The following is a 23,503-nucleotide window of genomic DNA, read 5'->3' as shown; positions in this document are numbered from 1 at the left end:
CCGTCAGGCCCGCTCGACCTTCATGCGGCCGACCATTTCCATGTGCAGCGCATGGCAGAACCAGCTGCAGTAGTACCAATGCAGGCCGGCCTTGTCGGCTGTAAAGGTGATGGACGAGGTTTGCTGCGGGCTGATCTCCATGCTGGCGCCATGGTTGGTCATGACGAAACCGTGGGTCACGTCCTCGATCTGGTCGATGTTGGTGATGATCACGGTGACCTCGTTGCCCTGCTTGACCGTGAATTCGGTCAGCCCGTAGGCCGGGGCCATGGAGGTCATGTAGACCCGCACATGATTGCCGTCGCGGATGACCTTGTTGTCGGTCTCCAGGTTGATCCCGTCTTTCTTGGCCAGTTCCACGGTGGCGGCGAAGAACGGGTCGTTGCGGTTCCAGATCTTCTGGGTCTTGATCTGGTCCCGGCGCGCCAGGATGCAATCATGAGGTTCGGCAAACGCAGGGCCGTCATGCACCAGCTTCATTTCGTCGCCGGAAATATCGATCAACTGGTCGTTTTCCGGGTGCAACGGTCCGGTTGGCAGGAAGCGGTCCTTGGAGAATTTGCACAACACCACCAGCCATTTGCCATCCGCTTCATTGGTTTCGGTCAGCGAGGCATGGTTATGCCCGGGCTGGTACTGCACGTCGAGCTTCTGCTTGATGTAATTGACCTTCTCGCCCTTGTAGGCACGTATCGCTTCTTCCATGTTCCACTTCACCACCTGGCTGTCGATGAACAGCGTGGTGTAGGCGTTGCCGCGACCGTCGAAGGTGGTGTGCAAAGGCCCCAGGCCCAGTTCAGGCTCGGCGACGATGACCTCGCGCGGGTCCTTGAATTTATCGGCGAACAGGTCGTCCAGCCGGTCGATGGCAATCATCGAGACCGTCGGCGACAGCTTGCCGTTGGCAATGAAGTACTTACCATCGGATGAGGTATTGAGTCCGTGAGGGTTCTTCGGCACCGGGATGTAGCGAGTGAATTCAGAGTCCTTGCCATCGGTTTTACGACCGTCGACCACCGGCACTTTCGAGTCTTCCAGGGTGATGAATTTGCCAGCCTTGATCGCAGCCTCGATGCGCGGGATGTTGAACACCACGACCCAGTCGCGCTCGTTGCGCATCATGCCACCCAGGTCGTAAGCCTTCTCCGAGTTGTAGCAGGTGGACGCGGCGTACTTGCCGGTGTAATCGGCGTCGGAGTTGTCCAGGTTGCCATCGACAATCACCTGGAAGGCCATCTCCATTTTCTCGGCATCGATGGCGTTGAACAGGGTGAAGCTGTTCTTGTCTTGCAGGTCGAAGGTGCGGCCGTCATTGGGGTGCGGGATGACGAATTCGGCATTGGCGAACACGTACTTGGTGTACGGCACTTTTTGCAGGCGCAGGCCGTGGATGGCCTGCACGTTCGGCACCGTGAGGATCTTGTCGCACTTCATGATGTCCAGGCGGATGCGCGCGACCCGGGAGTTGGCCTTGTCGTTGATGAACAGGTACTTGCCGTCGTATTTGCCATCGGTCATGGAGATGTGCGGGTGATGGCAATCGCCATTCTGAAATTTCGCACTGTCGCCCAGGATCCGCTTGCTTTCGTTGGTCAGGCCCCAACCGGTGGCCGAGTCGACGTTGAACACCGGAATACGCATCAACTCACGCATCGACGGCACACCGAGCACCCGCACTTCGCCCTGATGACCGCCACTCCAGAAGCCATAATATTGGTCCAGCTCACCGGGGCCGACATGGATTTTCGCCTGCGCATCCTTGACCGCCGCAGCCCACGATTCGCGGCTGAACACTGCGCCGCCTAACGTTGCCGCACCCGCCAGCACCGCACCGGTCACGGCGCTGCCGCCCAGAAAACCGCGACGGCTGAGTCCCGCGTGTTCTTCTTCCTGCACCGGTTTTGTGGATTCTGTGTCAGTCATGTTGCGTACTCCTTGAAGGGATAAAAACGGTCACTGCGCAGGTGCGCTCGCGAGCTTCATTCAGCCGCCTGCACTTGCACGACGGGTATCAGTTGCGCCGCCACGGGTGCCGGCTTGCCGCGCTTCTTGCGCTTGTTGATCAGCGGCGGGCATTTGTTTTCGTTGTGATAGGTCATCTGGCAATCGAGGCAGTAGTGACACTCGTTGGCATTGATCCGGCCATCAGGGTGAATCGCCTGGATCTCGCATTCCTTGGCGCACAACTGGCAGGGGCTGCCGCATTCCTGGCGGCGCTTGAGCCAGTCGAACAGACGCAATTTGGTCGGGATCGCCAGTGCCGCGCCCAAGGGACAGATGTAGCGGCAATAGACTTTGCGCGTGAAAACGTTGATCACCAGCAGCGCCACCGCATAGAGCACGAACCACCACTGACGGTCGAACTTGAGGGTGATGGCGGTTTTGAACGGCTCCACTTCGGCGAACAGCTCGGCGGTGGACATCGACTCCAGGGAGATGCCGAAAAGCAGCAGCAAGATGATGTATTTGATCGCCCACAGCCGCTCATGCACCGCGAACGGCAATTCGTATTGGGGAATTCTCAGCTTGCGCGCGGCTTCGTTGATCAGCTCTTGCAAGGCGCCGAACGGGCACAGCCAGCCGCAGAACACGCCACGGCCCCACAGCAGGATGCTCGCGGCGGCGAAGACCCAGAGCATGAAGACCAGCGGATCGGAAAGAAACAGCTCCCAGCGAAAGTGCTCGAACAGCGCATGCACAAAGGTCAGGACATTGACCACCGACAATTGCCCCAAGGCATACCAGCCCAGAAAGACCACGGTAAAGAGCAAGTAACCACGACGCAGCCAGTGCAGAAAGCGTGGCCGGCGGGTGAGTTTGTCTTGCAGGAACAGGATGGCCGTCAGCAGTAACAATGCGCTCGCGAGGACGGCGATCTGGAAGTGTTTCTGATACCAGATGGTCAACCACATCGGCCGGCTGGCTTCCTCGATGGCCGCCCGCTCTTCGGCACTGGGCGCCGGTCGCTCAAGGTAGGGCTCGGGCAATTGATAAGGCAGTTCGAAGCTGCTGAAGGTGCCACTGACCGGTCCCGTCTGCCGCCGCACCAGGAGCTCCAGGGACCACGGCGATCCCGGATCGAAACCGGCCGGTTCGCGGACAATGAAGATCGACATTTCATCGAACTCGGGCATGCCTTCGGCAAACACGTCGGTGAGTCGCTGATGGTCCATGTCGCGAAAGCTGATGATGTTGCCGAACTGGCGCAATTGCACCCGATCGAAAATCCCGCCGCGCACATACCCAGAGCCTTTATAGGAAAACAGCCCGCGCCCCAGCACCATAATGGCTTGTTCGCCGGGTTTGAGTTCCTGCATGAGCAAGCGATATGGGTTGTCGCCCAGCAGCGCGCGGCCAATGGTCGGTGGGTTCAAGTCAGCGGTGTACAGCTCGATGAAGGTGTCATCGACTTGATCCGGGCCAGCGTTGTCGACGCCCTCGGCTTCGGTGCCCTTGAAGGCGGCATCGACCTGCCCACGGGTCAGGTTCAACCGGCGAATGGCGCCGTTACCGGTCAGTTGCTCCCAGGTGGCGGGCTCGTAGAAATCCTGGCGCACAGTGGCAGGTTTGTTCAGCACCCCGCCCCTGTCCTCGATCAGCTTCAACGATACGGCCACCTCATGGGCGGCACGCATGATGACCTCATTGACCACCATGGCGGTGACCGTTGCACCAGCGATGGCATCCACGGTGACCGCGCTCGGGTCGCTGGAATGCCCGACGACTACCCGCTGGCTGACCTTGATCCCTTCGTATCGGGCACTGAAACCGTGGAGCTTTTCTTCGGGGATGCCGATCAGCAGAATCGGTTCGTGGTGCTCCAGCACATAGGCGTCCCGAATCACGCCGGCGGTGTCGAGGATCACCTGAGTGTTGATGGGTTTGCCCGAGTAGGCCGGAATGTCCACCACGTCCAGGCTCTGGAACACATAACCGATGACCTTGCCGGCCGCCGACAGCGTGCGCACCTTGAACGTGCCTTCGGGGTCGGAGATTGAATCGGTTTGCGGGAAGACCTTCTCGATGCGCTGCTGCTCGATGTCGCCGTATGACTTGGCCTGCACCGTCGCGAACACGGCGATCATCAGCAAGACCATCACCACCAGCCCGACGCTCCAAATGCGTGGATTGCCATGTATCGAAGGCTGATGGGTTGTCATGAATTCGCTGATTTCAAAAGGGCTTGCGGCCATGTTAGGGAGCGTTGCGCGCCCCGCCCTTGATTGAAATCAACTCGATAAAATTCCTTGCGCCAGAGCTCCCGAAGCCTCAAACGGTGCGGGAAAACCGGCCTTTTTGCTCCTCTCCCAGATAGGCGTCAAATGCCATTGCGGTACTGCGCATCATCAAATGCCCTGGCGGCAACAGCACCAACTCGTCGCTGTGAATCTGCAGCAGCCCGTCACGTACCTGCTCGTCCAGTCGCGCCAGCGAATCGGCAAAATACTCGGTGAAGCAAATGCCATGACCTGCTTCGAACTTGGCGAAATCGATCCGCCCGTGGCACATCAGGTCGCTGATCACTTCGCGGCGCAGCAGGTCGTCAGCGCTCAAGCGATAACCTCGATGCACCGGCAACAAACCTTGATCGATACGGGCGTAATACTGCGAAAGCTCCTTGACGCTCTGGCTGTAGCTGTCGCCGACCTTGCCGATCGAAGACACCCCAAGGCCGATCAAGTCGCAGTCGGCGTGGGTCGAGTAGCCCTGAAAATTGCGTTGCAGGGTGCCATGGGTGCGGGCCAGCGCCAGTTCGTCGTCCGGCAAGGCGAAATGATCCATGCCGATATACACATAACCGGCCTCGGTCAGGCGGCGGATGGTCAGCTCGAGCAACTCCAGCTTGCGCTCCGGTGGCGGCATGTCCGCCGGGCGAATCAGCCGTTGCGCGCGCACCAGCTCTGGCAAATGGGCGTAGCTGTAGGCGGCAATCCGGTCCGGGCGCAGGGCAATGATCTTGCCCAGGGTGATGTCGAAGCTGTTCACGGTTTGCAGTGGCAGGCCGTAAATCAGATCGACGCTGATCGACTTGAATTGCGCCTCACGCGCCGCCGCGACCAGCGCGTAAATCTGCTCTTCGCTTTGTTGGCGATTGACCGCCGCCTGCACGTCGGGATCGAAGTCCTGTACGCCAAAGCTCAGGCGATTGAACCCCAGTTGGCGCAGCGACTGGATCTGCTCGGCGCTGATGGTGCGCGGATCGACCTCGATGGAAAACTCATGCTCGTCGCTGTCGTCCATGTCGAACGCCTGGTGCAGGCAGTCCATCAGCTCCGCCAGCTGTTCACGGGTCAAATACGTCGGCGTGCCCCCGCCCAAGTGCAGTTGCGTGAGCTTGCGCGTGCTGTCGAACAACGCCGCCTGCATGACGATTTCACGTTTGAGGTACGTCAGGTATTCGACGGCCCGATGGGTTTTGCGGGTAATGATTTTGTTGCAGGCGCAGTAGTAGCAAAGGCTCTTGCAGAACGGAATGTGGATATACACCGACAACGGCTTGGGCACCGCCGCCCGGTTGCTGTCGCAGGCGGCACGCTGATAGTCGTCGAGGGCAAACGCCTGATGAAACTGTGGCGCCGTGGGGTAAGAGGTATAGCGCGGCCCTGGGCGGTCATATTTTTCGACCAGGGCTCGATTGAAATCGAATGCAGGTTTCATGATCAATCAACTCGTAGATTGGTTAATGCCTTGCACTGCCTGAATCCTGTTCAAACAGGTTGCAGATGGCATCCACGTCCGGCCGGCCGGCGGGAAGAATGCTGATGAACCGGTCCGACAATTCAATCAACCCGTCACGACTCAATTGCTCCAGCAGTGGCCAGACAGCCGCAAAGTATTGATGGAAGATCAGCCCATAACGCCGTTCGATGGCACGGATATCCAGCTCTTGATCACACGCCAGGCGCTCCGTGACCATGTGCCGTATCTGATCCCCCGCCTCGAAACGCCAGCCACGAGAGGTGGGTAATTGGTCCCGGTCCAGTTGCTGCTGATAGCGTTCGATTGCATCGGTGTTTTGCGTGTACAAATCGTCGATCTGACTGATAGCCCCCAAACCGAAACCGATGTGGTCGCAATAGCCGTGACGGGTAAAACCGTCACACGTGCGGCGCAACCGGCCGCGCTCCTGAGCGATCGCCAGATCATCATCGGGCCGCACGAACTGCCCCATACCGATGTAGTGATAACCCGCGCCCATCAATTGTTCGAAGGCGATCTGGCGCATCGCGCCTTTATCGTCCTGGCTGCACAGTGCCCTGACCTTGTCGCCGAGCCTTGGCCGATAGCGGCGTGGTGGCCGGGCATAATCGAACACCATCAGCCTGTCCGGCTCCAGCTCGATAATGGTCGTCAGTTTCAGCGCGAAACTTTCTGGCGTTTGCCAGGCATGACCAAACCCCAGATCGACGTTGATGGATCGATAACCAAAGGTGCGGGCGGCATCGATCAGTGAATGAACAGGGGCCGGGTTCTGGTAGCAGGCCACGGACAGGTCACAGTCGCCGTCGATATCCGGAACACCGATGCTGACATGATTGAATCCCTGGCCCCGCAGCGCGCCCATGGTTGTCCAATCGGTATGGTGAAGGTCGACATCAACGCTGTAGTCGCCGCACTCATGTTCAAGAAAGTTGAACCGGCCACGCAGATGACTCATCAGCCGATCGAGATGAGCGCTGGTGGGCGTTCCGCCGCTCAGATGAAACTCTTCGACGCGCTGTTCGGAACTGAGGTGGCAACCGACGACGTCGATCTCGTGTTCCAGGCGCTGAAGGTACTGTTCGATGTCGCCGTGCTCGCAGGAGGCATCGGGCGGGGAACAAAAGGATGGCTTGAGCCGGGAAGGCAACTGCACATTCAGGGCGATCGGGCGTCGTTTCTGACGGCTGACGCGCAAGGCACGAAGCAAATCCAGGGAGCCAATGCCGTCATGAAACCTTTGCGTATCGACATGACAGTTGGGGTCAAGTACGCCCTGGTCGCACCGAGCGATCAGTTCGCCGGGGGCGTGAGAAAAATCGAGCATGACAGGTCTCCGAGACTGGCTGCGGATCAACAGTGTCGGGGATTGACGATCAATGCTCCTTGACTTGTATCAAGCGCAAACCAAGTGCTTGCAGGACAGACCTTGGGGCAAGGCCGCTCACCACGTCAGGTAGAACATTCCCTTGGCCAGCAGCACGATGACGACCAAATGGCAAAACACACTGCCATGGATGAAATGCAGGTAGCGAGCGTTCATTCGGCCGCTTTTGAACAAAAACAGGGCGACCAGAAAATGCAGCAGCACGCTCACGGCGACCATGATTTTCAGCAGCAGCAAGGTGCTGAACGATGAAGCCATTGGCGTTGCAAGAACGGGTAAATAGCGCAGCCAGACCATGCCCAGCCCCGCGCCGAACAAAACCAGCAGCACCCACGGCATCAAGGTGCGGGCGCGGCGGCCAATACCCTCCTCGACCAGCAGCATTACTTTGGCGGGCAACTGTTTGCGGATGCTTTCCAGGAACAGGACTTCGAAAAACACTGTGCCGATAAAGATCAGGGCGGCAAACAGATGAAAGGTCAGAAACAGCGGATAGAGCATGAATGTTCGCCCTCGGTTCAGCTGTCGGTTTCTGCGCAGAATACAGAGCCGGTCGACTCAGGCGAATTGACATCAATCAAGAAACCCGCGAATCCCCGAAGCGGCCTGGCCGCGGGTTTGCGAACACAAGCGGCGACCCGTTGTTTGCAGGCGTTGCTGGTTAGCCCGCCTCAACGCTTACCTTGAAACTATTGTCTAAGCTTAAGCTTCAGCATGAGGGCTCAGCCATGTGCGGACGACTTTCGCAGTATCGAGGTATCCACGAATTCGTGGCGGCGCTGAGCATGCCCAACGCCTTGGTCAATAATGCCGGCGATCAGCCGCTCGAGCTCTACAACGCCGCGCCATCGACTCAGCTCGCCCTCCTCCATGAAGAAAGCGGCATGCTGCACGCCGACAGGGTTCGTTGGGGCTGGCGACCGCACTGGGCCAGGGATCACGCGACACCGATCAACGCCAGGGTCGAAAAAGTTGCCCACGACCCGTTCTTCAAGGAGATATGGCCGCACCGGGCAATTGTCGCCATCGACAACTGGTTTGAATGGGTTTACGAAGGCGGTCCGAAGAAACAGCCTTACCTGATCCGTCGAAAGGATCGCGCGCCGATCCTGTGCGCCGCGATCGGTCAGTACCCAAGGTACGAAAAGGAGCCGGACGAGCATGACGGCTTCGTGATCATTACCGCGGACAGTGAAGGCGGCATGGTGGATATTCACGATCGGCGGCCGGTGACGCTCAGTCCCGAATTGGCGCGCGAATGGATTGATCCATACACGCCCAAGGAGCGCGCCCAACAGATACTCCTGCAACAACGCGAACCTTGCGACGTCTTCGAATGGTTCAAAGTGGACATGGCCGTGGGCAATGTGAAGAACCAGGGCTCAGAACTGATAGAGCCTGTCGACGGCCCGCGCACCTGACGCGCTCCGAATTCCGAATCGCCAATAAGGCTGCGCCACCATGACGAGCGGGGATAAAACAATCTGAACCCGCACTTTCCCTCCCAGTCGAAAAATTTGGCAGCCCTTAATCACTGAAGCATTACTTTAAAGGAGTCTTTTCATGAAGATTTCGGAAGTCATGACCAAAGATGTGTTAACAGCCAAGCCAAACCAGACGATCCAGGAGGCCGCGAACATGATGGCCAGGATCGACAGCGGTGCCATTATGGTTGAGGAACAGGAGCGTCTGGTTGGCATGATAACGGACCGGGATATAGCCATTAGAGCCGTAGCCGAAGGACTCCCCGGCAAAACCCCTATCAGTAAGGTAATGACGGGCGGCATCCGCTATTGCTTCGAGGATGAAGACATCGAGCATGTGGCAAAGAACATGGCAGACATTCAACTGCGTCGCCTGCCCGTACTGAATCGGGAAAAGCGTCTGGTGGGTGTCGTATCGCTGGGCAACATTGCCAGCACCCGATCTCAATCTGCCGCTGCGACTGTATTGCGCGGCGTGGCGCAGGCCCATTGACCGGTGGGACAACGGGCGTCTAAACGCTCATCAGGATTAAAGTGGCCATGGATCCGGCATGCGCTCGCCTGGCTTGGGCTGGAATCCTTGCGTTCGGTTTCAGCGGTCAGGCGAGTGATTCTCCCGGCATCCGCTAATGCATCAAGCAAGCACCTTTCGCTGCATCCGGCGCACGCTCTGTGACAGGTCAGTCCGGCTCGATGAGCAGGTCTTTGTCTTGCGCGCCTAGGGCCGGCTCCTGGTCTTCCAGGTCGTCAGTATCACGCTTCTTTTTCAGGCGGGCTCGAGCGCGCTCGGTGTCATAGATCTTTCCCTCGGCCAAGCCGCTCAGGGTTGTTGAAATTCGATAGAAACCACCGCACGGCTCGCAATGAATGCGCAAGCCACTGCCGTACGAAGAATCTTCCAGCGCATAAGTATTTCCACAAAGCGGACAGTTCATAGCCACACCTCCCGATCCAGCCATAGCCGCTTCAGCCCGCCATCAACGCTGACAACCTGGATAGGGAGAGTGACAAATAGCGGGGTTACTTTTCTGAAACTGACAGCCAGGACTTAATCCGAAGTCAGTGATTGCCTGGAGCGAATCGGCGCAGTGACCGACTTCTCCTCGGTGTCGCAACGCAATAAGGAAACGTTGTAATCGTAGGTTGATATCAACGGTACCGGATCATCATTGCGTGACATCTCAAGCCATTGTCTTGTGCGTTCGATGTCAAAGCACTCGTTTCTGAATTTCATTCTCGCAACAAGGTTCGCAGAGACCTTGTAGCGTCCACATCCGGCCGGGCAATCGACCTCTGTCCAGTCTTGAGCGGCTTGACCGGTTTTAGAGGCCGCCTGACAAATTAAGCACTTCATGTTCGATCTCCGTTTCCATGAACTACAAACTGTAGACGATCCGCGACCCAGGAGCCGTTCACTCCAGCAGAAAACCAGGCATCCCGTCGCGCCAACTGCAATGACCACCTGGCCAATCAATCGTTCATCAAAAGTGAAGAGCCCAGCGCAATGGCTGGGCTCCGGCTATCTTCTGTTTTCCAGCATCTTATCGGCGAGTGCCTTGGCCCTTTGGATCAACAGATTCTGTCTGTCTTCGTGGGTGGCTTCTCCTACCACCGGTGCCGTCAGATGGCTTTCGGCAATCAACGCGGCACAGAAGTATTGGTCCCAAACAGTGCTTTGCTCCGACTCCTGTCTATTCATTTGGTCGGCGATCATATGCGGCTCCTTTTGATGAGGTAGCTCCTTAAGTTTATGCCCGAATCGTGGCCTACCCGTGTGGAAGGATGACCGGCACCTCCTTGCCATCCGCCCACTGGCGACAAGACGTTTCCTCAACTAGGATTTTTAGCGCACAGGACTTCGCCCACTGTGTTGTCGGGCGACTCATCAAAGGAGAGATAGATGACATCTACTCGAATTTCCGAGCAAACCTATCGTGGATGGTCCAACCCCATCTTGCTCGAACTCAAGGAAAGAGAACATCAGCTAAGCCCGTCGGCACGCCAGGCCCTGCAAAATGTCCTGGTGGAGAGGAGGCTTCTTGACACTGGCAACCCATCCGGCAGCGATCGGCGCAAAGCTGATCCGGCCCGGTAAAACGACAGGCATCCATCGCGTTCCCATCCGGTCATCCTCCACGCTGCTGGCATTGCGCCCGGCAGCGTGTTCATAAACTGCTACCTAACTTCCAGACAAAAAAAAGCCCAGGCAGCTGATGGACGCCTGGGCTTTAAAAATGCATAAACCGTGGTGGTGAACGCGAGGCAATACTACCCAATTGGAGGACATGTAACAAGATATTCTAATTCACTATCCAGTTACTAAATCTCCTAAGCCTTTAAATATCCACACTATTTTCAAGTCATTTGCTGACTGTTCCGCTTCCGGCACCCTCGATTGCAGTGGAAAAAGCCTCCCGTGCATCGCGCACCAGCTCGCGCCATTGAGCGTTGCTGATGAGCCCGGCCTCTTGGATTCCATCCGCCGCCTTCAGCAGTTTGTCGTAGTGTTCTTCACAATCCATCCCGGCCTCCGGTTCTCTCAAGAGCCGGTACCAGGCATCGAGGGCTGCCTTTTTTCGATCATCATTCATGGCCAAACTCCAAGGACTGTCAGCCCTTGGAAGTTGATTCAGGCATGACCGTTCCTCAGTTCCGACATACGGCAACGGCGGGCGTTACAAACAATCCCGGACCGCCTGGCGCAGCGCCCCTGACTTGGCCCACGGTGGCCCCTGGTAAAGCGAAACCCGGCTGCCATCCTTCGATTTCACGATGTCGAGAATTTCGTCGGCCGTGATAATGCTTGGCGCGGTGATCCGGTAGCCATTGGAAATCGGCGATTGCGTCGCCCCTGGCACGTCCTGACGCCATAACGGTAATACACACGCGGCATATTCCTTGGGCGCCTTCTCGCTGTACTTGCTGACATTGGGCTCGCCGGGCACCACGGATGCGGGTAATGAACAACCCGCCAACAGAGCCACCGCTATTCCCGCTACCAACCTGCGCATAACGCTTCCCTATCCTGAAAAGCGGGAAATGTAGCCTGTACTTGCGCAGACATCCAGCAAGCAGCCGACGAAGTCTATAAAGGAGCTTCGCCCTGCCCCTGCCCGGCTCCCGAGCCGGAATCGGGATACGATCTTGCATTGAGGTAGGCCATCCATCGCTCGTACGCTTCATGCTGCCATTTCATGACCCGCTCCCATTCCGGACCACTCATCTGATGGGCCGAGATCAGTTTCATCATTTCCGTGGTGGCCGCATCCAGGTCAACGATCAGCTCATGTGCATGGTGTCTGAAATCATCGGTAGTCGTCATTTTCGAGATAGCCTCGCCCCAGCGAATAAATCACTACCTCAATACGACAGCAGAGCTGTCATCTCACGTTAATGTTCCCGACCAGTGGAACCACCTTCCATCACTATCCCTTCACGCAGACCACTTGTCGCAAAGTGTGCAGCACTTCCACCAGATCACGCTGGGCGTACATGACTTTATCGATGTCTTTGTAGGCCATCGGAATCTCATCGATGACCGCCGCATCCTTGCGGCACTCCACATGAGCGGTCGCGCGAATCTGGTCCGCGACGGTGAAGGTATTCTTGGCTTTGGTGCGGCTCATGGTCCGACCAGCACCGTGGCTGCAGGAGCAGAACGATTGCTCGTTGCCAAGACCTCGAACGATGAAGCTTTTGGCGCCCATGGAGCCGGGAATGATCCCAAGTTCGCCTTTCTTCGCCGACACCGCGCCCTTGCGGGTGACCAGCACGTCTTCGCCGAAGTGCCGCTCTTTCTGCACGTAATTGTGGTGGCAGTTCACCGCCTCCAGCGCGACCTCAAAGGGTTTGCGGATCACTTGCCGCGCGGCCTGAATCACCGACTGCATCATCAAGGCCCGATTCTGCCGAGCGAAGTCCTGAGCCCAGCCCACCGCTTCGACGTAGTCATCGAAGTGCCGGCTGCCCTCTTTGAAATAGGCCAGGTCGCGGTCCGGCAGATTGGCGATGTGCTGGCGCATGTCCGCTTGGGCCAATTGAATGAACAGAGTCCCGATGGCATTGCCAACGCCGCGAGAACCACTGTGCAACATGAACCAGACGCGGTTGGCTTCGTCCAGGCAGACTTCGATGAAATGATTGCCGGTACCGAGGGTGCCCAGGTGCTGACGGTTGTTGGTGCTGGCGAGTTTGGGGTACTTGTCGGTGATCGCCTTGAACCGTGGGCTTAGCGCCGCCCAGGCTTGATCGGCCTGGTGTGGAACGTGGTTCCAGGCGCCTTCATCGCGGCGGCCACGGCTCAACGTGCGGCCATGAGGCACGGCTTTTTCGATGGCACTGCGCAGGCCGTGCAGGTTGTCTGGCAAGTCGTCGGCGGTGAGTGAAGTACGCGCGGCAATCATGCCGCAGCCGATGTCCACCCCCACCGCCGCCGGAATGATCGCGCCCACGGTGGGGATCACGCTGCCGATAGTGGACCCTTTGCCCAGATGCACGTCCGGCATCACCGCCAGGTGCCTGAAGATGAAGGGCATCTTCGCGATATTGATCAACTGCTGCCGGGCTTCGCTTTCGACCGGCACACCCTCGGCCCACAGTTTGATGGGTTTACCGTTGGCGACTTCCAGCAATTGGTAGACAGGTTTTTGCATGATTTCGACTCTCTTGCGATCAGACGAACATAACGCTCCAGACAGGTAAATAGGACTACTATTTCGTAGCGGGGAATTGCAGGAGGTCATCATGTGGCTTAACGAAGAGGAACAGCAACTTCGGCGCGACTTGCAAGGTATAGCCTCGGACCTGAGGTGGTCGGCGGTAGAGCTTTTGCGTATCGCAGAGCAATTGCGCCTGGCCGGCAATGACGTGGACGCCGAGGCAACGATAAGGCTGTGCGAGTTGTTCCATGGCGATGAAGAGCGACTGGCGGGCTATGCTGAAGAAGTAAAAGCCAAATCCATCAGTCGAACGAAAGCTCACTAGAGAGCGCTGCCATGAACAAGCGTCTATGCGCGCTGATCGCCGTGCTGGCGGCGTCAGGTGGCTGCAACACCGAATCACATATTTATCGAGACCAACCGCTGGTCGCCAAGGTCGAAACTGGCATGAGCAAGGAACAAGTCCAGCAGATTGGCGGCCAGCCTTTATCGATCACCAAGCGCACGGTGGAACCTGGTACCTGCTTTGATTACAAGCTGATCCAGGATGGCCGTCAGCAGCCGTACATTGTCAGTTTCGACAAGCAGGGCAAGGTCGACCACAAAAGCTTCATGACCTGTGCGCAATGGAGTCGAGCCCAACAAAAAGCCAGAGAATATTCCCCTTCCACAGGCGGGATGGGTGGCGGCGGCTATTGATGCCAGAGCGTAGCAGCAGCCTCGCAAGCTCGGCAGCTGCTACAACGCTCTATTTGTCTGATTTATGGCTGCGTGACGCTTTACCCGACCGGGCTCTGTAGGCGGGAAGCGAAGCCGCGTAGGCCAATGCTTCCTCTTTGCTTGCAAAAGCGCCAAGCCGGTCACCTTTGGTGCACACCCGCCAGGGGCCGTTGTTCACACTGAGTACGTCATAGCCGTTCATGTGCATTTTGTTCAGCATCGGAACGCTCATAGTCATCTCCATTCGGCAGTGATAGTTCTGGATCGACTCCACTACCTTACACCCGACTTTCACTGAAGTACCAACCAGACGTCGCGTCGGCATTCCGGCATTCCAATCGCACTTTCAGCAAACCTGTCGACTCAAAACCTTAAAGCAGACACCTCAACGGACTTCGGTCTGAATATTGCATTTTTATGTCTGTTTTATGACAACAGCAGTCGGGTAACTCATGAAAGTACGTGCCACGGTCATTTGCGAACAGGATCGACATATCCTCCTGGTGCGCAAGCCAAAGTCTCCCTGGACCTTGCCCGGCGGAAAAGTAGAACCAGGCGAAACCGCTGCGGGCGCGGCCATACGAGAGCTTTACGAAGAAACAGGACTGGGGGTCGACGGCCTGCTGTACCTCATGGAACTGGAAACAACCAGCACTCGGCACCATGTCTACGAAGCATCGGTCGTAAACCTGGCGGAGGCTCGTCCACAAAATGAAATCTTCGACTGCATCTGGTATCCGCTGGAGGCCGTCCACAATCTGAAAATCAGCGACGCCGCGCTCAGAATCGTCAAAGCGTTTCGGCGTCGCTTGTAGGTCGCAGGTATTCAGGCCCCGACGCCAACTGCAAGCTGTCAGCCTTGATCGCCCCCACCGACCGGCATGACCATGCCGGTGATGTAGGAGGCTTCGTCGCTGGCCAGAAACAGGATAGCGCTGGCCTGCTCATCCAGCGTGCCGTAGCGCTTCATCAAACTGCTGTCGAGGGTCTGGTCGACAATTTGTTGATACCAGAGCTTTTCCTGCGCGCTCTGTTGCTCGGTGTTGCGTGGGATCAGCCGCGGTGGCGCCTCGGTGCCGCCGGGGGCGGTCGCGTTGACCCGCACGCCACGACCGGCCGTTTCGAACGCCAGGCAGGCGGTCAGCGCATTGACCCCGCCCTTCGCCGCACCGTACGGCACGCGATTGACGCTGCGGGTAGCAATGGATGAAACGTTGACGATGGCACCGCTACCTTGTTCGAGCATGAACGGCAGCGCGGCATGGCAACACCATAATGTCGGAAACAACGAACGGCGCACTTCGGCTTCGATCTGCGCCTCTTCATAGTGCTCGAAAGGTTTGGCCCAGATCGTGCCGCCCACGTTGTTGACCAGCACATCGAGGCAACCAAAACGTTCGACAGCGGTGCGCATCACGCGCAGGCATTCGCTGTATTGCTCAAGGTCGGCAGTCAGTGCGAGCACCTGACTGCGCTGCCCCAGTTCTTTCTGGAGCTCGAACACCAGATCGGAACGGTCGACCAGAATCAGTCGCGCGCCTTCCGCGGCCATGCGTTCAGCCACGCGCCGGCCGATGCCCTGGGCGGCACCGGTAATCAGCGCGACTTTTTCGTGGAATCTGTTCATGTGTACCTCGTGATGAAGGATGCCGGCCGGTTCGAACCAGGTCAGTTAAAACGCAGAACCTGTGGGAGCGTGGCTTGCCCGCGAAGAACGATGACGCGTAATGCCTGAAAAACCGCAGTGCATTCTTCGCGGGCAAGCCACGCTCCCACAGGATTTTCATCGCTCCCACCAGCGGCTCAGGCCGCGCTGGCGGCAAATTTTTCGTAGTAGAAGTTCGCCGGCGCAATGCCTTGTTCGCGGATGAACTGGCTGACCGCCTCGACCATCGGCGGCGGGCCGCACAGGTAGACGTCGACGTCGCCATCGTTCAAATGCCGTGGCTCGATGTGTTGGGTCACATAGCCCTTGAGCGGGTGCCGGCTGTCGGGATTGGCCACGCAGGCACTGAAGCTGAAGTTCGCAATGCGTGCGGCGAAGGCTTCGAGTCGATCGAGTTCCACCAGGTCGAAATCGTTGGTCACGCCATAGATCAAATGCAGTGGATGCTCGCTGCCCTGCTCGGCGATTTTTTCCAGCATCGCGGTGAACGGCGCCAAGCCAGTGCCACCCGCCAGCAGCAACAATGGACGACGAATGTCGCGCAGATAGAAGCTGCCCAATGGCCCGGCCAGGCTCATGCTGTCGCCGGCCTTGGCCATGCCGGTGAGGAAACTGCTCATCAAACCGCCGGGCACGTTGCGAATCAGAAAACTGACTTCGCCGTCACGCTGCAACGAACTGAATGAATAAGCGCGAGTCTGCCCGCTGCCGGGAACCCCCAGGTTCACATACTGCCCCGGCAGAAATGCCAGTTTGCTCAGGGCCTCGCCCTTGATCGACAGCGCGATGGTGCTGTCGGACAACTGCCGCACGGCGCTGATGGTCGCGTCGTAACTGGCCTGACGGGTGCGACAGACATCCGATGAAACCGGCACCCGCACCACACAATCGCTCTGGGCGCGCATCTGACAGGTCAGGACAAAACCCTGCTGTGCTTCGTCGGCGCTGAGGGCGTCTTCGATGTAGTCCTCGCCCAAGTCGTAGCGGCCAGCCTCGGCGAAGCATTTGCAGGTGCCGCAGGCGCCATCGCGGCAGTCCAGGGGAATATTGATGCCCTGGCGATACGCGGCATCGGCCACGGTTTCGCCGGCGTTGGCGTCGATGAATCGGGTGACGCCGTCTTCGAAATTGAATGCAATGGAATGAGTCATGACGGCCGCCTCAGAGGTGGTAGACATCGATGACCTGACGAACATAGTCGTTCTTCAGGATCACTTTCTTGGCCTTGATCAACGGGTTTTCACCGCGCACATCGAGGGTGTAGAAACTGCTGCCGAAATAGCTGTCGACGGTCTTGTAGCGAAAGCTCAGGGTGTGCCAGTTGAAGCGCACCTTGCACAGCCCGTCGGCCTGTTCGATCAGTTCGATATTGCTCAGGTTGTGCGAGGTGCGGGTGTCCGGCACGCTGGCACTGGAACGCTCGGTCTTGATGCGGAAGATGCGGTCTTCCAGGCCGGTGCGATTGCCGTACCAGATCAGCGAGATTTCTCGCTGCGGGTCTTCAGTCAGCTCGTCGTTGTCGTCCCAGGACGGCATCCAGAAGGTGGCGTCCGGCGCGTACAACTCCAGCCAGTCGTCCCATTGTTTGTCGTCGAGGTAACGCGCTTCGCGGTAGAGAAAATCGCGCACAGCGTCATAGGTGATGGTCATTGCACGGCCTCCACGGCAATCAGTCCGGACTGCTCGGCGGCCAACGCCTTGAGCATCGTTTGCTGCCAATACTTGTGTTGCAGCACGAACAGGCCTTCGTCTTCGGTACGCACGCCGCTGAGCAGCGGATGCAGGTCGATTTCCTTGGCCGCGTCATCAGCGCCTTCGACCCAATGTTCGGCGCCACGGGACATGTCGTTCCACGTGGTGACGCTGCCCTGGTAACCCGTCTGGCAGGAGCGAAACTCTTCCAGATCGTCCGGCGTCGCCATGCCGCTGACGTTGAAAAAATCCTCGTATTGACGAATCCGGCTGGACCGGGCGTGGTCGCTTTCGCCTTTGGGGGCGATGCAGTAAATGGTGATTTCGGTGCGGTTGACCGAGATCGGTCGGGCGATGCGAATCTGCGAGCTGAACTGGTCCATCAGGTACACATTCGGGTACAGGCACAGGTTGCGCGAGTTCTCGATCATCCAGTCGGCGCGAGCCTGGCCGAAATCCCGGGCCAACTCGTCACGACGCTCGTACAGCGGACGGTCCTCAGGGTTGGACCAACGGGTCCAGAGCAGCATGTGGCCCTTGTCGAAGGAATAGAAACCACCGCCCTGCTTGGCCCAGGTGCCGGCGCTCATGGTCGGGTTGCAATCGCCGGCTTCGCGCTGTTTGCGCTGGTTCTGAGTCGCCGCGTAGTTCCAGTGCACCGAGCTGACGTGATAACCGTCGGCACCGTTTTCGGCAGTGAGTTTCCAGTTGCCTTCGTAGATGTAGCTGGAGGAACCGCGCAGCACTTCCAGGCCATCGGCGGACTGATCGACGATCATGTCGATGATCTTCGCCGACTCGCCCAGGTGCTCGACCAGCGGCACGACATCGGCCTTGAGGCTGCCGAACAGGAAGCCGCGATAGGATTCGAAACGCGCGACTTTGGTCAGGTCGTGGGAGCCTTCGCAATTGAAGCTCGCCGGGTAGCCGGCCGCTGCCGGGTCCTTGACCTTGAGCAGCTTGCCGGAGTTGTTGAAGGTCCAGCCGTGGAAGGGGCAAGTGTAGGAACTCTTGTTGCCGGTCTTGTGCCGGCAGAGCATCGCGCCACGGTGGCTGCATGCGTTGATAAAGGCGTTCAACTCACCGTCCTTGTTGCGCGCGATGAAGATCGACTGACGCCCCATGGTGGTGGTGTAGAAATCGTTATTGTTGGGTATCTGACTTTCGTGTGCGAGGTACAGCCAGTTGCCTTCGAAGATGTGTTCCATCTCGAGGTCGAACAGCCGCGGATCGGTGAACATCTCGCGCTTGCAGCGATAGATGCCCTGCTCAGGGTCTTCTTCAAGCAGGGAGTGAAGGTATTCGGGTCGCAGGGACATGGCCGCCGCCTCCATTGTTTTTATTCAGGCAGGGCCATGCTAGGACGCGGGGATGGGACGGACTATCCGCCGGGTGCAGACCTGTATCCGTTTTGTGCAGAGGGTGAAGCGACCCGATCGTTCCCACGCTCTGCGTGGGAATGCAGCGAGGGACGCTCTGCGTCCCAAAAGCGGACGCGGAGCGTCCGTTGAGGCATTCCCACGCGGGAGCGTGGGAACGATCAAACAAAGAATGGGACTGCTGCGCAGTCCAGCGGGAGCAAGCTCCCTCGCCACAGGTTACTTATCGCAACCTATTCAATGACGGCGCTTGAGGGTATCGGAAGGCAATTCGCCGAACTGTTTGCGGTAGCTGTCGGAGAACCGGCCCAGGTGCAGAAAGCCGTAATCCATGGCCACTTGCGTGACGTTGCGCACGTTGCAGGTCGGGTCGCTCAGGTTGGCGTGAATACGTTCGAGCTTTTTCTGCCGGATGTAGTTTTTCGGCGTGTCCCCCGCGTTGCGTTCGAACAACCCATACAGCGAACGCAGGCTCATCCGCGCCTGGCGCGCCAGTTCTTCGCTGTCGATGTCCTGCTTGAGGTTGCAGGCGATGTAATCGACCAGCGCCTCGAACGTGGCCGAGGGTGAGCCGGGGTCGGTGCGCATGACGTTGGTCTTCATCAGGCCGAGCATCTTGCTGACAATGATTTGCGCATAGTGCTCCTGCACCCGGGGAATCTGCTCGGTGGCTTCGGCCTCCTGGCAAATCATCGCCAGCAGACCGACGAAACCTTCCAGCTCATTGAGCTGATAATGATTTTCCAGAAACCGTACGCCCTGCTCCGGATACCGCCAGCGCTGCTCTTCGCACACCGACTCCAGCAGCCGCGCCGGGACTTTCAGGATGAATTTTTCGCAATCACTGGAATAGGTCAGGTCCACCGGATCATCGGGGTTGATCAGCAGCAACTCACCAGGCGCAAAGTAATGTTCCTGACCATGGCCACGCCACAGGCAGTTGCCGCGCAGCAATACTTGCAAGTGATAGATGCTGTCCAGCGCATGGGACATGACCCGCACACTGGCGCCGTAACTGATGCGACACAGGTCGAGGCTGGCGAATTTGCGATGATCGAGGCTGGCCAGCGGCCGGCCAGCCCGAGGCATCCGCAGGCAATGATTGCCGACGTGCTGATTGACGTAGCCGGATACCGCGTAAGGGTCGGCATGGTCGAAGACTCTGCTGCGATGACTCAACAATTGCGCTTGCATCATCGGATCACTCTCGTTGTTATTGTTGATTGCGCCGCCATTCTAGTGCCCTGGCCGAAACACAGAAGGCCACGAGATAAACGGTCGGTTATCTCGTGGCCCGGTTCGGCTGGTCGAGGGCATCAGTCCTCGAGCGCGCGAACCCGTTCGTGGCGTTGCTGCTCCTCAGGCTGGGCAGACGACTGCAGGGTGAAGTCAAAATCGATTTCGGCAAAGCGCCCGCTCACGCCATGAGCCGCCGCTCGCTGCGGATCATCGCTGAAAGTGATCTTGGCAATCAGCTCATCGCGGGTGGCGTAGGCGAAATCGTCATGCAGGTATTGATCGCCGTCGAGATTGATCTGGGTGGTCAGGTGACGATGATCCGGCGCGGAGATGAAGAAGTGGATGTGCGCCGGACGCTGACCATGACGCCCCAGTTGATCGAGCAATTGCTGGGTCGGACCGTCCGGCGGGCAGCCATAGCCCGACGGCACGATACTGCGAAAACGGTAACGGCCCTCGGCATCGGTGACGATACGACGACGCAGGTTGAATTCCGATTGAGTGGTATCGAAATAGGAATAAGTGCCGCCAGTGTTGGCGTGCCAGACATCCACCACCGCGCCGGCCAGCGGTTCGCCGGCGGTGTTGCGCACCTGCCCCTGCATGAACAGCACCACACCCGGATCGACGCCGTCATCCAGCCGCGCCTCGCCTTCCGATAGGGGCGCACCGGCCACATACAGCGGCCCTTCGATAGTCCGCGGTGTGCCGCCGGCCTTGCCGGCCTGCTCGTCTTCGGCGTCCATCAACAGGTCCAGGTAATGCTCCAGACCAAGCCCGGCCACCACCAACCCGGCCTCTTGACGCGCACCCAGCACATTGAGGTAGTTGACGGCTTTCCAGAATTCTTCCGGGGTCACGGCCAGGTCTTCGATGATGTTCACCGAATCGCGCAGGATGCGGTAAATCAGCGCCTTGACCCGCGGATTGCCGGCTTCGTTATGCAGACCGCTGGCATCCTCGAGAAACTTCTGGGCACTGGCAGTGTGGGAAATCTTGACGTTCATTTTGGTGGGTTCCTCATCTTGTAATTATTAGCGTAGCGAACTGGACAGGCCGGGTTCAGCGGTCATCCTCGCGAATGGACGAAGGATGCCGGCACATCGCGGTGACTTCGATCGCCATGTACGGGTACAGCGGCAATTGCATCAGCAGGTCATGCAGTTCCTGAACGCTGTCGACATCGAACACGCTGTAATTGGCATAGAGCCCGGCGATGCGCCACAGGTGACGCCACTTGCCTTGCTCTTGCAGGCGCTGGGCCAGGGCTTTTTCGTCGGCCTTGAGCTGAGCGGCGCGTTCCGGGTTCATGTCGACCGGTAAATTCACAGTCATTCTTACGTGAAACAGCATGATGCCCTCCTCAGGCTTGATGAACGGCAGTGGATGTGATCCTGGAGACTTTGTCCCGACGGAAAAACGCCAGGCGCTCTTCATCCAGGCTCAGGCCCAACCCCGGGGTGTGCGGGACGTGCAGTTGGAAATCGCGATAGACCAATGGCTCGCTGAGAATGTCTTCGGTGAGCAGCAGTGGGCCGAACAACTCAGTGTCCCAGCCCAGTGTGTTCAGGGTGACGAAGGCATGGGCCGAGGCCAGCGTGCCGATACCGCCTTCGAGCATGGTGCCGCCGTACAGGCCGATACCGGCCGCCTCGGCAATCGCGGCGGTTCGCAGCACGGCACGCGGGCCGCCGTTCTTGGCGATTTTCAGGGCGAATACCGAAGCCGCGCCCTCCCGCGCCAGGTTGAAGGCATCCTCCACGCATTCGATGGACTCATCGGCCATGATCGGCGCCGGGCTCACGGTATTCAGGCGCACCATGCCGGCGCGGTTATGGCGCGAGATCGGTTGTTCGATCAGGTCGATGCCGTTGGCTCCCAGGATCCGGCAGGCGCGCAATGCGACCGCTTCGTCCCAGGCCTGATTGACATCGACCCGCACGCTGGCGCGATCGCCCAGCGCCTTTTTGATTGCAATGACGTGCGACAGGTCGCGGTTGACCTCGCCAGCGCCGATTTTCAGCTTGAAGATCCGATGCCGGCGCAGGTCGAGCATTTTCTCCGCTTCGGCAATGTCCTTGGCGGTGTCGCCGCTGGCCAGGGTCCAGGCCACCGACAGCGCATCGCGAACACGGCCCCCCAGCAGTTCGCTGACCGGCAGGCCGAGGCGCTTGCCTTGGGCGTCGAGCAAAGCGCTTTCGATACCCGATTTGGCGAAGGTGTTACCCCGAATGCTGCGCTCCAGGCGCAACATCGCGGCATTCACATTGCCGCTGTCCTGGCCGATCAGCAAGGGCGCGAAGTGTTTGTCGATATTGGTCTTGATGCTGTCCGGGCTTTCGTTGCCATAGGCCAGACCGCCAATGGTGGTCGATTCACCAACCCCTTCAACACCGTCGGCACAGCGCACACGGATGATCACCAGTGTCTGGTTCTGCATCGTGTGCATCGCCAGCTTGTGCGGGCGAATGGTCGGCAGATCGACGATGATCGTCTCGATCGATTCAATGGCAGTTGCACGCATGTCGATACCCGTCAGGTTCTTGAAGTTCTGGAACGGATTCTCGTACGGCTTTTTCCGGGCGGCCAATATAGAATTGGTCTGGTTCGATACCTTGAAGGTATTTAACAGCTTAAAGGCATTCAACCGATCGACGTCCGGGAGGCCCCATGGAACTGCGTCACCTGCGGTATTTTCAGGTGTTGGCTCAAACCCTCAACTTCACCCGCGCCGCCGAACTGCTGCACATCGCCCAACCGCCGCTGAGCCGGCAGATCCAGCAGCTGGAAGACGAACTCGGGGTGCTGCTGCTGGAACGCGGGCGACCGCTGAAGCTGACGGATGCCGGGCGGTTTTTCCACGAGCATTCCACCGCCTTGCTCGAACAACTGGGCAAGGTGTGCGACAACACACGGCGGATCGGGCTGGGCGAAAAGACCTGGCTGGGCATCGGCTTTGCGCCATCGACACTGTATGGCGTGCTGCCGGAACTGATTCGCCGATTGCGCAGCGGCGAGCCTTTGGCGCTGGAGTTGGGGCTCTCGGAAATGACCACCTTGCAACAAGTGCAGGCGCTCAAGGCCGGGCGCATTGATATCGGCTTCGGGCGCATCCGCATCGACGACCCGGCGATCATCCAGACGGTTTTGACGGAAGACCGGCTGGTCGCCGCCCTGCCCGCCGGCCATCCATTACTGGCCGGGCCGATCAGCCTTCGTGAACTGGCAAAAGAACCGTTTGTCCTCTACCCCGGCAATCCTCGCCCCAGTTATGCCGATCATGTGATCGCCTTGTTCGAATCCTATGGCGTGCACATCAACGTGGCGCAATGGACCAATGAGCTGCAAACAGCAATCGGCCTGGTAGGTGCGGGAATCGGGGTGACGCTGGTGCCGGCCTCAGTGCAGTTACTGCACCGCGACGACATTGGTTTTACCCCGGTGCTGGAAGACAACGCCACCTCGCCGATTATCCTCAGCAGACGCATGGGCGATGTATCGCAGGGGTTGAATCACTGTTTGCAGATGATCGATGAACTGCTGCCGCGCGACAGATGCGATCGGTAGCAGCCGACAGC

The 23,503-nt window shown here is 58.5% G+C and carries 28 protein-coding genes; 7 read left to right on the top strand and 21 right to left on the bottom strand.

Going from position 1 to position 23,503, the window contains the following annotated elements; all coding sequences use genetic code 11:
• Positions 1-3: 3 nt before the first annotated feature.
• The 5 genes from nosZ to FHW68_RS06760 all read right to left on the bottom strand — a co-directional run bounded on the left by nosZ (position 4) and on the right by FHW68_RS06760 (position 7,588).
• A complete protein-coding gene (nosZ, locus tag FHW68_RS06780; RefSeq protein WP_095632622.1) occupies positions 4-1,923 on the bottom strand; it encodes a TAT-dependent nitrous-oxide reductase in 1,920 nt (639 codons plus the stop codon).
• 56 nt (positions 1,924-1,979) lie between these two features.
• Positions 1,980-4,160, bottom strand: coding sequence for a transcriptional regulator NosR (gene nosR / locus FHW68_RS06775; protein WP_183679490.1), 2,181 nt, complete (start codon positions 4,158-4,160; stop codon positions 1,980-1,982).
• A 109-nt stretch (positions 4,161-4,269) separates the two neighbouring features.
• Positions 4,270-5,658: an oxygen-independent coproporphyrinogen III oxidase gene (gene hemN, locus FHW68_RS06770; RefSeq protein ID WP_095632621.1), complete on the bottom strand. Its 1,389-nt coding sequence runs from the start codon at positions 5,656-5,658 to the stop codon at positions 4,270-4,272.
• 22 nt (positions 5,659-5,680) lie between these two features.
• Positions 5,681-7,027: a coproporphyrinogen III oxidase gene (locus FHW68_RS06765; protein WP_183679488.1), complete on the bottom strand. Its 1,347-nt coding sequence runs from the start codon at positions 7,025-7,027 to the stop codon at positions 5,681-5,683.
• 117 nt (positions 7,028-7,144) lie between these two features.
• Positions 7,145-7,588 carry a CopD family copper resistance protein gene (locus FHW68_RS06760; RefSeq protein WP_095632619.1) on the bottom strand — a complete coding sequence of 148 codons (444 nt, stop codon included), beginning with the start codon at positions 7,586-7,588 and terminating at the stop codon, positions 7,145-7,147.
• A 227-nt stretch (positions 7,589-7,815) separates the two neighbouring features.
• On the opposite strand from FHW68_RS06760, the gene FHW68_RS06755 reads away from it, so the two are divergent.
• Complete coding sequence (locus tag FHW68_RS06755) at positions 7,816-8,508, top strand: SOS response-associated peptidase family protein (RefSeq protein WP_183679486.1); 693 nt, start codon at positions 7,816-7,818, stop codon at positions 8,506-8,508.
• Positions 8,509-8,650: 142 nt separating this feature from the next.
• Positions 8,651-9,064, top strand: coding sequence for a CBS domain-containing protein (locus FHW68_RS06750; RefSeq protein ID WP_095632617.1), 414 nt, complete (start codon positions 8,651-8,653; stop codon positions 9,062-9,064).
• Positions 9,065-9,251: 187 nt separating this feature from the next.
• On the opposite strand, the gene FHW68_RS06745 is transcribed toward FHW68_RS06750, so the two are convergent.
• From FHW68_RS06745 to FHW68_RS06735, 3 genes are all read right to left on the bottom strand, one after another.
• Positions 9,252-9,506, bottom strand: a complete 255-nt coding sequence (locus FHW68_RS06745) for a hypothetical protein (protein ID WP_095632616.1) — start codon at positions 9,504-9,506, stop codon at positions 9,252-9,254.
• Positions 9,507-9,619: 113 nt separating this feature from the next.
• On the bottom strand, positions 9,620-9,925 hold the full coding sequence (locus FHW68_RS06740) for a hypothetical protein (protein ID WP_095632615.1): 306 nt from the start codon (positions 9,923-9,925) through the stop codon (positions 9,620-9,622).
• Between the two features lie 165 nt (positions 9,926-10,090).
• Entirely contained in the window at positions 10,091-10,285 is a 195-nt protein-coding gene (locus FHW68_RS06735) for a hypothetical protein (protein WP_095632614.1), read from the bottom strand.
• Positions 10,286-10,471: 186 nt separating this feature from the next.
• Here FHW68_RS06735 and FHW68_RS27220 point away from each other — a divergent pair, with 186 nt between their 5' ends.
• Positions 10,472-10,666 (top strand): hypothetical protein, encoded by a 195-nt coding sequence (locus tag FHW68_RS27220; protein WP_095632613.1) that lies wholly within the window; start codon positions 10,472-10,474, stop codon positions 10,664-10,666.
• A 265-nt stretch (positions 10,667-10,931) separates the two neighbouring features.
• On the opposite strand, the gene FHW68_RS06730 is transcribed toward FHW68_RS27220, so the two are convergent.
• The 4 genes from FHW68_RS06730 to FHW68_RS06715 form a co-directional block, all read right to left on the bottom strand.
• The gene (locus tag FHW68_RS06730) at positions 10,932-11,162 is read right to left on the bottom strand and encodes a hypothetical protein (protein WP_095632612.1); all 231 of its coding nucleotides are present in this window, start codon (positions 11,160-11,162) and stop codon (positions 10,932-10,934) included.
• Between the two features lie 84 nt (positions 11,163-11,246).
• Positions 11,247-11,582, bottom strand: a complete 336-nt coding sequence (locus FHW68_RS06725; protein ID WP_095632611.1) for a hypothetical protein — start codon at positions 11,580-11,582, stop codon at positions 11,247-11,249.
• A gap of 74 nt (positions 11,583-11,656) precedes the next feature.
• Positions 11,657-11,893 (bottom strand): hypothetical protein, encoded by a 237-nt coding sequence (locus FHW68_RS06720; protein WP_095632610.1) that lies wholly within the window; start codon positions 11,891-11,893, stop codon positions 11,657-11,659.
• Between the two features lie 103 nt (positions 11,894-11,996).
• Positions 11,997-13,223 carry an RtcB family protein gene (locus FHW68_RS06715; RefSeq protein ID WP_183679484.1) on the bottom strand — a complete coding sequence of 409 codons (1,227 nt, stop codon included), beginning with the start codon at positions 13,221-13,223 and terminating at the stop codon, positions 11,997-11,999.
• 91 nt (positions 13,224-13,314) lie between these two features.
• Between FHW68_RS06715 and FHW68_RS06710 the strand changes: the two genes are divergently transcribed.
• Positions 13,315-13,554: a hypothetical protein gene (locus tag FHW68_RS06710; protein WP_095632608.1), complete on the top strand. Its 240-nt coding sequence runs from the start codon at positions 13,315-13,317 to the stop codon at positions 13,552-13,554.
• Positions 13,555-13,565: 11 nt separating this feature from the next.
• The gene (gene osmE / locus FHW68_RS06705) at positions 13,566-13,928 is read left to right on the top strand and encodes an osmotically-inducible lipoprotein OsmE (protein WP_095632607.1); all 363 of its coding nucleotides are present in this window, start codon (positions 13,566-13,568) and stop codon (positions 13,926-13,928) included.
• A 49-nt stretch (positions 13,929-13,977) separates the two neighbouring features.
• On the opposite strand, the gene FHW68_RS06700 is transcribed toward osmE, so the two are convergent.
• Positions 13,978-14,181, bottom strand: a complete 204-nt coding sequence (locus FHW68_RS06700; protein ID WP_095632606.1) for an SPOR domain-containing protein — start codon at positions 14,179-14,181, stop codon at positions 13,978-13,980.
• Positions 14,182-14,401: 220 nt separating this feature from the next.
• On the opposite strand from FHW68_RS06700, the gene FHW68_RS06695 reads away from it, so the two are divergent.
• On the top strand, positions 14,402-14,764 hold the full coding sequence (locus FHW68_RS06695; protein WP_183679482.1) for an NUDIX hydrolase: 363 nt from the start codon (positions 14,402-14,404) through the stop codon (positions 14,762-14,764).
• A 38-nt stretch (positions 14,765-14,802) separates the two neighbouring features.
• On the opposite strand, the gene FHW68_RS06690 is transcribed toward FHW68_RS06695, so the two are convergent.
• From FHW68_RS06690 to FHW68_RS06655, 8 genes are all read right to left on the bottom strand, one after another.
• Positions 14,803-15,576, bottom strand: a complete 774-nt coding sequence (locus FHW68_RS06690; RefSeq protein ID WP_095632604.1) for a 1,6-dihydroxycyclohexa-2,4-diene-1-carboxylate dehydrogenase — start codon at positions 15,574-15,576, stop codon at positions 14,803-14,805.
• Positions 15,577-15,752: 176 nt separating this feature from the next.
• Positions 15,753-16,766, bottom strand: a complete 1,014-nt coding sequence (gene benC, locus FHW68_RS06685; protein ID WP_183679480.1) for a benzoate 1,2-dioxygenase electron transfer component BenC — start codon at positions 16,764-16,766, stop codon at positions 15,753-15,755.
• Positions 16,767-16,776: 10 nt separating this feature from the next.
• Complete coding sequence (benB, locus tag FHW68_RS06680; RefSeq protein ID WP_095632602.1) at positions 16,777-17,265, bottom strand: benzoate 1,2-dioxygenase small subunit; 489 nt, start codon at positions 17,263-17,265, stop codon at positions 16,777-16,779.
• A complete protein-coding gene (gene benA, locus FHW68_RS06675) occupies positions 17,262-18,626 on the bottom strand; it encodes a benzoate 1,2-dioxygenase large subunit (RefSeq protein WP_095632601.1) in 1,365 nt (454 codons plus the stop codon). The genes benB and benA overlap by 4 nt, the downstream gene beginning before the upstream one ends.
• A 297-nt stretch (positions 18,627-18,923) precedes the next feature.
• Positions 18,924-19,883, bottom strand: coding sequence for an AraC family transcriptional regulator (locus tag FHW68_RS06670; protein ID WP_311655051.1), 960 nt, complete (start codon positions 19,881-19,883; stop codon positions 18,924-18,926).
• 119 nt (positions 19,884-20,002) lie between these two features.
• The gene (gene catA / locus FHW68_RS06665) at positions 20,003-20,932 is read right to left on the bottom strand and encodes a catechol 1,2-dioxygenase (RefSeq protein WP_183679478.1); all 930 of its coding nucleotides are present in this window, start codon (positions 20,930-20,932) and stop codon (positions 20,003-20,005) included.
• Between the two features lie 55 nt (positions 20,933-20,987).
• Positions 20,988-21,278: a muconolactone Delta-isomerase gene (catC, locus tag FHW68_RS06660; RefSeq protein WP_095632598.1), complete on the bottom strand. Its 291-nt coding sequence runs from the start codon at positions 21,276-21,278 to the stop codon at positions 20,988-20,990.
• A 10-nt stretch (positions 21,279-21,288) separates the two neighbouring features.
• Positions 21,289-22,449, bottom strand: a complete 1,161-nt coding sequence (locus tag FHW68_RS06655) for a muconate cycloisomerase family protein (protein ID WP_168185089.1) — start codon at positions 22,447-22,449, stop codon at positions 21,289-21,291.
• Between the two features lie 146 nt (positions 22,450-22,595).
• Between FHW68_RS06655 and FHW68_RS06650 the strand changes: the two genes are divergently transcribed.
• Positions 22,596-23,492: a LysR family transcriptional regulator gene (locus tag FHW68_RS06650; protein ID WP_095632597.1), complete on the top strand. Its 897-nt coding sequence runs from the start codon at positions 22,596-22,598 to the stop codon at positions 23,490-23,492.
• The last annotated feature ends 11 nt before the right edge of the window (positions 23,493-23,503 follow it).

This window comes from Pseudomonas sp. Tn43 (assembly GCF_014192635.1).
Lineage (GTDB): Bacteria > Pseudomonadota > Gammaproteobacteria > Pseudomonadales > Pseudomonadaceae > Aquipseudomonas.
The sequence above is the reverse complement of the archived record's forward strand: the minus strand, read 5'-3'. Positions and strand labels throughout refer to the sequence as shown.

Excerpts from the sequence above, each read along its gene's own strand:
- nosZ (WP_095632622.1), bottom strand. The coding sequence starts at position 1,923 with ATGACTGACACAGAATCCACAAAACCGGTGCAGGAAGAAGAACACGCG.
- nosR (WP_183679490.1), bottom strand. The coding sequence starts at position 4,160 with ATGACAACCCATCAGCCTTCGATACATGGCAATCCACGCATTTGGAGC.
- hemN (WP_095632621.1), bottom strand. The coding sequence starts at position 5,658 with ATGAAACCTGCATTCGATTTCAATCGAGCCCTGGTCGAAAAATATGAC.
- FHW68_RS06765 (WP_183679488.1), bottom strand. The coding sequence starts at position 7,027 with ATGCTCGATTTTTCTCACGCCCCCGGCGAACTGATCGCTCGGTGCGAC.
- FHW68_RS06760 (WP_095632619.1), bottom strand. The coding sequence starts at position 7,588 with ATGCTCTATCCGCTGTTTCTGACCTTTCATCTGTTTGCCGCCCTGATC.
- FHW68_RS06755 (WP_183679486.1), top strand. The coding sequence starts at position 7,816 with ATGTGCGGACGACTTTCGCAGTATCGAGGTATCCACGAATTCGTGGCG.
- FHW68_RS06750 (WP_095632617.1), top strand. The coding sequence starts at position 8,651 with ATGAAGATTTCGGAAGTCATGACCAAAGATGTGTTAACAGCCAAGCCA.
- FHW68_RS06745 (WP_095632616.1), bottom strand. The coding sequence starts at position 9,506 with ATGAACTGTCCGCTTTGTGGAAATACTTATGCGCTGGAAGATTCTTCG.
- FHW68_RS06740 (WP_095632615.1), bottom strand. The coding sequence starts at position 9,925 with ATGAAGTGCTTAATTTGTCAGGCGGCCTCTAAAACCGGTCAAGCCGCT.
- FHW68_RS06735 (WP_095632614.1), bottom strand. The coding sequence starts at position 10,285 with ATGATCGCCGACCAAATGAATAGACAGGAGTCGGAGCAAAGCACTGTT.
- FHW68_RS27220 (WP_095632613.1), top strand. The coding sequence starts at position 10,472 with ATGACATCTACTCGAATTTCCGAGCAAACCTATCGTGGATGGTCCAAC.
- FHW68_RS06730 (WP_095632612.1), bottom strand. The coding sequence starts at position 11,162 with ATGAATGATGATCGAAAAAAGGCAGCCCTCGATGCCTGGTACCGGCTC.
- FHW68_RS06725 (WP_095632611.1), bottom strand. The coding sequence starts at position 11,582 with ATGCGCAGGTTGGTAGCGGGAATAGCGGTGGCTCTGTTGGCGGGTTGT.
- FHW68_RS06720 (WP_095632610.1), bottom strand. The coding sequence starts at position 11,893 with ATGACGACTACCGATGATTTCAGACACCATGCACATGAGCTGATCGTT.
- FHW68_RS06715 (WP_183679484.1), bottom strand. The coding sequence starts at position 13,223 with ATGCAAAAACCTGTCTACCAATTGCTGGAAGTCGCCAACGGTAAACCC.
- FHW68_RS06710 (WP_095632608.1), top strand. The coding sequence starts at position 13,315 with ATGTGGCTTAACGAAGAGGAACAGCAACTTCGGCGCGACTTGCAAGGT.
- osmE (WP_095632607.1), top strand. The coding sequence starts at position 13,566 with ATGAACAAGCGTCTATGCGCGCTGATCGCCGTGCTGGCGGCGTCAGGT.
- FHW68_RS06700 (WP_095632606.1), bottom strand. The coding sequence starts at position 14,181 with ATGAGCGTTCCGATGCTGAACAAAATGCACATGAACGGCTATGACGTA.
- FHW68_RS06695 (WP_183679482.1), top strand. The coding sequence starts at position 14,402 with ATGAAAGTACGTGCCACGGTCATTTGCGAACAGGATCGACATATCCTC.
- FHW68_RS06690 (WP_095632604.1), bottom strand. The coding sequence starts at position 15,576 with ATGAACAGATTCCACGAAAAAGTCGCGCTGATTACCGGTGCCGCCCAG.
- benC (WP_183679480.1), bottom strand. The coding sequence starts at position 16,766 with ATGACTCATTCCATTGCATTCAATTTCGAAGACGGCGTCACCCGATTC.
- benB (WP_095632602.1), bottom strand. The coding sequence starts at position 17,265 with ATGACCATCACCTATGACGCTGTGCGCGATTTTCTCTACCGCGAAGCG.
- benA (WP_095632601.1), bottom strand. The coding sequence starts at position 18,626 with ATGTCCCTGCGACCCGAATACCTTCACTCCCTGCTTGAAGAAGACCCT.
- FHW68_RS06670 (WP_311655051.1), bottom strand. The coding sequence starts at position 19,883 with ATGATGCAAGCGCAATTGTTGAGTCATCGCAGCAGAGTCTTCGACCAT.
- catA (WP_183679478.1), bottom strand. The coding sequence starts at position 20,932 with ATGAACGTCAAGATTTCCCACACTGCCAGTGCCCAGAAGTTTCTCGAG.
- catC (WP_095632598.1), bottom strand. The coding sequence starts at position 21,278 with ATGCTGTTTCACGTAAGAATGACTGTGAATTTACCGGTCGACATGAAC.
- FHW68_RS06655 (WP_168185089.1), bottom strand. The coding sequence starts at position 22,449 with ATGCGTGCAACTGCCATTGAATCGATCGAGACGATCATCGTCGATCTG.
- FHW68_RS06650 (WP_095632597.1), top strand. The coding sequence starts at position 22,596 with ATGGAACTGCGTCACCTGCGGTATTTTCAGGTGTTGGCTCAAACCCTC.